The 4,925-nt window shown below is 71.8% G+C and carries 4 protein-coding genes and 1 pseudogene; all 5 read right to left on the bottom strand.

The window, feature by feature from the left end:
* Nucleotides 1-299: FHA domain-containing protein (locus HG543_RS51375; RefSeq protein ID WP_169352312.1), on the bottom strand; the 299-nt coding region annotated here is incomplete at its 3' end.
* Nucleotides 300-323: 24 nt separating this feature from the next.
* Nucleotides 324-1,343, bottom strand: a complete 1,020-nt coding sequence (locus HG543_RS51370; RefSeq protein ID WP_169352311.1) for a tetratricopeptide repeat protein — start codon at nucleotides 1,341-1,343, stop codon at nucleotides 324-326.
* A complete protein-coding gene (locus HG543_RS51365) occupies nucleotides 1,340-3,400 on the bottom strand; it encodes a serine/threonine-protein kinase (protein ID WP_169352310.1) in 2,061 nt (686 codons plus the stop codon). Before HG543_RS51365 ends, HG543_RS51370 begins: the two co-directional genes overlap by 4 nt.
* Nucleotides 3,401-3,421: 21 nt before the next feature.
* The gene (locus tag HG543_RS51360) at nucleotides 3,422-4,519 is read right to left on the bottom strand and encodes a 6-phosphofructokinase (protein ID WP_169352309.1); all 1,098 of its coding nucleotides are present in this window, start codon (nucleotides 4,517-4,519) and stop codon (nucleotides 3,422-3,424) included.
* Between the two features lie 140 nt (nucleotides 4,520-4,659).
* Nucleotides 4,660-4,925: pseudogene (locus tag HG543_RS51355) on the bottom strand (tetratricopeptide repeat protein); the annotation flags it as partial.

Raw genomic sequence — 4,925 nt, 5'->3', positions numbered from 1 at the left:
GACAGGGCGCGGGGCGCGTCCTCGCGGGCGAAGGTCAGCTCCGTGCCGCCGACCTTGACGACGTCCCCGGTGGACAGCGCGTGGGCGTCGCGCTTCTTGCCGTTGACGTGGAAGGTGGCGCCCAGGCTGCCCACCTCGTAGCGGCTGCCGTCGAAGGTGACGTGCAGGGCGCTGTCGGGCACACCGGGGTCCTCGAGCTGCACGTCATTGTCCGGCCCCCGGCCGATGCTGGTGATGCGCTTGAGCAGGGAGACCGAGCGGACCTTTCCATCGGGAGAGCGGACGGTGAGGCTGGCCATGGCGTCGCGTACCTGGAGGGGGCTTCAGAAGAAGAGGGTGAGACCGGCGCCGAGTCCGCCGGACGTGCGATAGAGGCCCACGCGCGCGGAGGGCTTGGGGGCCTCCGTGCGTGAGCTGTTTCGAAGGGTGACGGAAGCGGGCGCGGACGCCGGGGCGGGCGCGTCCGCGCGCGGCTCCACGGTGGTGCGGATGACCTGGTCCTCGTGGTGGTACAGCGCGTCCACCGCGCCGAGGGCGTAGACGGTGTAGAAGCCCGCCGCCGAGGACAGCTTGAGCAGCTGCCAGGTGTCCGCCTGCCTGCGCCGGTTGGTGGGGATGTAGCGCACGCGCAAGGAGGCCTGCCCGTCCGGGTCCAGGACGTTGTCCAGGAGGACGGTCTGCTCCTCGAAGAGCGACTCGTAGGCGAAGAAGGAGATGATGCTCGTCACCGCGAGCGCGCCCTCGACGGCGGCGAAGACGACGCCGAGGCTGGTGCGGCCCTGCTGGAACTGGCCGGCGCCGAAGGGGACGAAGTTGACGAGGAAGTTGCGCTTCTCCACCGTGCGCACGGTGACCTGCCGGGCCATCTCCTCGGCGCGGCGGCGCGCCACCTCGGCCTCCAGGCGCTCGCGCTCACGGCGCTCGGCAGCGGCCTTCTCGCGCTCCTGGCGCAGCCGCCGCTCCTGGCGGAGGAACTCCAGCTCGCTGGACATCTCCTGCTTGAGCGCGTCCAGGAAGGCCACCGCCGGGGGCGGGACGACGAAGGGGTCCAGGCTGTAGTCCGGGTCCAGCCGGAGCAGGGCGCGCAGGTGGCGCGTGGCGTCCTCCTTGCGGCCGAGGTTGAAGGCCGCCAGGCCCGCCAGCTTGTGCAGCTCCACCAGGTCGTCCTCGCCGAGGTCGCCGCGGTCGATGCGGGAGCCCGCGCGGTCCAGCACCTCGGCGTACTTGCCATACTCGAAGCTGGCGCGCAGCGCGGCCACCTCCGGGTCTCCGGAGTCCTGGGCTTGGGCGGCCGCCGGCGCGAGGGCCAGCAGCCACAGCAGGAGCAGGAGTCCGCGGCTCATTCGGGGCGGAGGCTCCCGCGAAGGGTGGTGGGCTCTCCCGGATTCAGGTGCACCTTGCGTCGCTCCGTGACGTAGCCGGGTGCGGAGATCTCCACCTCGACGCTGTGCTGGAAGCCCGACTGGCCACGCGGAGAGCGGACCTCGAAGGGCGACTGGAGGCTCTCGTGCGCGGTGCGCTCCTGGCCGTTCACGCGCACCACCGCGTCCGCCGGCTCGTATTCGAAGGAGAGCCGCGAGGGCTTGGGCTGGGCGCGCAGGTGGAAGACATTCTCCCCGTCCGGGCGCACGTCGATGGTGTCCACCACGTCCTCGCAGTAGTCGCAGGAGATGGTGACGCGGTGCAAGCCCGGCGGAACCTCCACGTCGTGCTTCTGCAGCGGCTGTGCGCTGGGCGCGCCGTCGTCCACCTTGATGACGCCGTAGGGCCTCACGAGGATGGACACGGGGACCTTGTGCCCCTGGGGCTTGCGGGAAGCGTCGTCGGTGGCGCGGGCGCCGGGCTTGAGCGCGCCGCCCGGAGCGGGCACGGAGGCCGGAGGCATCGCGGGGCTCACCGGAGGCGGGGTGACGGCGCGAGCGGCCGGCCGCGTGTCGGTGATGGGCTTCTGCCCGGGGCCGTCCGGATGCTGCACCATCGCGGGCGTGCTGGAGGGGTGGGGGGTGCCCGGACCCGCGAGCTCCTCCGTCTCCGAGGCACCGGAGGCCGCCGGGCCGCCCGCGCTCCGCGGCGACCGGGTGGCGCCCTGACCGCCCGTGGCCGGAGTCGTGCCCTGGATGGGGAAGGGGGCGATGCCCGGCGAGCCCTGGGGACCCGGAGCGCTCTGGAGTCCCGGAGTGCCCGGGGCCATGTCGGTGTCCATGGCGCCTTGGAGGGCGGAAGTGACGCCCGGCGTGTCCTGGCCCGGGGTGCCCTGGCGCGCCTTCCAGCCGCCCACGCCCAGCAGCGCGGCGGCGGCGAGCCCGAGCCCCGCGCGCAGGCCGCGGCGGCGCCACGTCTTGATGCGCTGGGCGCGCCGCACGCCCTTGAGGAGCGCGAGCGCGCGGGCATTGGTCGCGTCGAGCGCGAGCACATGGTTGAGGCTGGCCAGGGCGCGCGGGGTGCGCTTCTCCGCGAGCTGGCGCTCGCTGCGCTCCAGCAGCGCGGCGACGATGCGCTGGCGGGCCACCTTCCGGTACGAGTGCGGGTCCGCGAAGAAGGACACCAGCTCTTCGCCCACGCGCGCGAAGCCGAGGCCCGCGAGGTAATCCGCCAGCGCGTCGCGCAGCTTGGCCGCGTCCGGGTAGCGGCGCTGGGGCTCGCGCTGCAGGCAGGTGGCGCAGATGTCGGCCAGCTCGTCGGACAGCGTGGGCACGCGGCGGCGCGGGTCCTCGTAGTCGCCGTCGAGGATGCGCTTGAGGGTGGCGGTGGTGTTCGCGGCGCTGAAGGGCAGCCGGCCCGTCATCGCGGCGTAGAACATGATGCCCACGCTGAAGACGTCGGCCTCGGGGCCGGCCTCCAGGCCCTCGATGATTTCCGGCGCCATGTGGGCCGGCGAGCCCACCAGCGTGCCGGTGACGGTCATCCGCTCCTCGATGTCGAGCAGCTTCGCGATGCCGAAGTCCATGAGCTTGAGGACGCCGTCCTCGCGCACCATGACGTTCTCCGGCTTGAGGTCGCGGTGGATGACGCCGGCCTCGTGGGCGTGCGCGAGCGCCGCCGCCAGCTCGTGGATGACCATGGCCGCCAGCTCCGGCGGGTCCATGGGCCCCTCGTCGAGGAAGGACTTCAGCGTCTGGCCGCGGATGTACTCGGTGACGATGAACGCGTCCTGCGCGTCCGCGGACGAGAAGTCGAAGACCTCGAGGATGTTGGGGTGGTGCAGCTTGGCCACCGCGCGGGCCTCGCGCGCCAGCCGCCGCCGCGACTCGTCCTTGCCGGCCAGGTGCGGGTGCAGCACCTTCACCGCCACCTCGCGGTCCAGGGCCGTGTCGAGCCCCTTGTACACGACGCTCATGCCCCCCGAGCCCAGCTGCTCGAGGATGCGGTAGCGACCGATATGGCGGCCGACGAGCGTCATGACGGTGCGGCGTCCTCCCCCTCAGTCCCCGAAGCTGATGCCCATGCTCTTCGCGAAGCGTACCAGCTCACCGGCGGGGTCCACCCGGCGCTCCTTGCGCGACTCACTCAACGGTACCGCGACAATCTCCCCCGCGCGCAGCGCGACCATATGGTTCCACTGCCCGTCACGCACGAGATCCAACACCTTGCACCCGTAGCGCGTGGCCAGCACCCGGTCCGCCGCGCTCGGGCTGCCGCCGCGCTGCAGGTGGCCCAGCACGGTGACGCGAATCTCCGCGTCGACATGCTTCGCGAGCAGGTCCGCGCACACCTTGCCGGAGCCCCCCAGCCGCACCACGCCGCGTCCGGGGATGGCCTCGGCCGAATCCAGCACGGCCAGCGCGCCGCCCTCGGGGTAGGCCCCTTCCGAGATGGCGATGATGGAGAAGCTGCGGCGGCGCGTGGCGCGGCGGCGGAGCTTCTCCACGATGGACTCCACGCGGTAGGGAATCTCCGGGATGAGGATGACGTCCGCGCCCCCGGCGATGCCGCTCTCCAGCGTGAGGAAGCCGGCGTGGCGGCCCATGATCTCCACCACCATGACGCGATCATGCGCCTCGGCGGTGGAGTGCAGCCGGTCCAACGCCTCGGTGACGATGAGGCGCGCGGTGTCGAACCCGAAGGTCTGGTCCGTGCCGGACAGGTCGTTGTCGATGGTCTTCGGGCAACCCACGACGTTGAGACCCTTGGCGGCCAATCGGTGGCCAATCGAAAGCGTGCCGTCACCGCCGATGGCCACCAGCCCGTCCAGCTTGAGCTCCTCGCACCGGCGGAGGACCTGGTCGGACACGTCGCGCTCCACCCAGTGCCCGTTCTCCAGGAAGGGGTAGGAGAAGGGGTTGGCCTTGTTGGACGTGCCGAGGATGGTGCCGCCCTTGGGGAGGATGCCGCGCGTGTCCTCCTCCGTGAGCGGGTGTGTGAGGTCCGGCTCGACGAGGCCCATGTAGCCGTTTTCGATGCCGACGAATTCGTGGCCGAATTCGTGCGTGCCCCGCTTTACGAGGCCGCGGATCAGTGCGTTGAGTCCCGGGCAGTCACCACCACCGGTGAGGACTCCGAGTCGGAGGGAGCGGGGCATAAAGGTCGGACGTGGGTGTCACAGGGGCGGGGTTTGACCCTGACAGCGGCGTCGGACCTGATTCTAGGGGCCCCCCCTGGGGGGTGCAACGCGCGAATCACCCGGTGTGGCGGTTTTCCGAGTGTAAACGGGGCCTTCCGTCAGTCGCGCTTGAGGCGGCGGCGCGCGGCCACCCTGTCGAGGAGCGCCTGGAGGCGGGGGGCGGTCTCCTTGGGGAGGGCCTTGTCTGTGGGGGAGTGTAGGGGCATCTCGCGAGCGAGGCGGTAGAGCTCGATCAGCCGCTCCTTGAGCAGCTCGCTGTCGGGGCGTTCCTGGAGGGCGCGGCGGTAGGCGGCGGCGGCTCCGGCGTAGTCCCCGAGGGCGAAGAGGCGCTCGCCCTCCTGGGCGGGGGAAGAGGGGCCCAGGG

The organism is Pyxidicoccus fallax (genome assembly GCF_012933655.1).
Lineage (GTDB): Bacteria > Myxococcota > Myxococcia > Myxococcales > Myxococcaceae > Myxococcus > Myxococcus fallax.
Note: the sequence above shows the minus strand (reverse complement) of the source record. Positions and strands in the feature narration are given on the sequence as shown.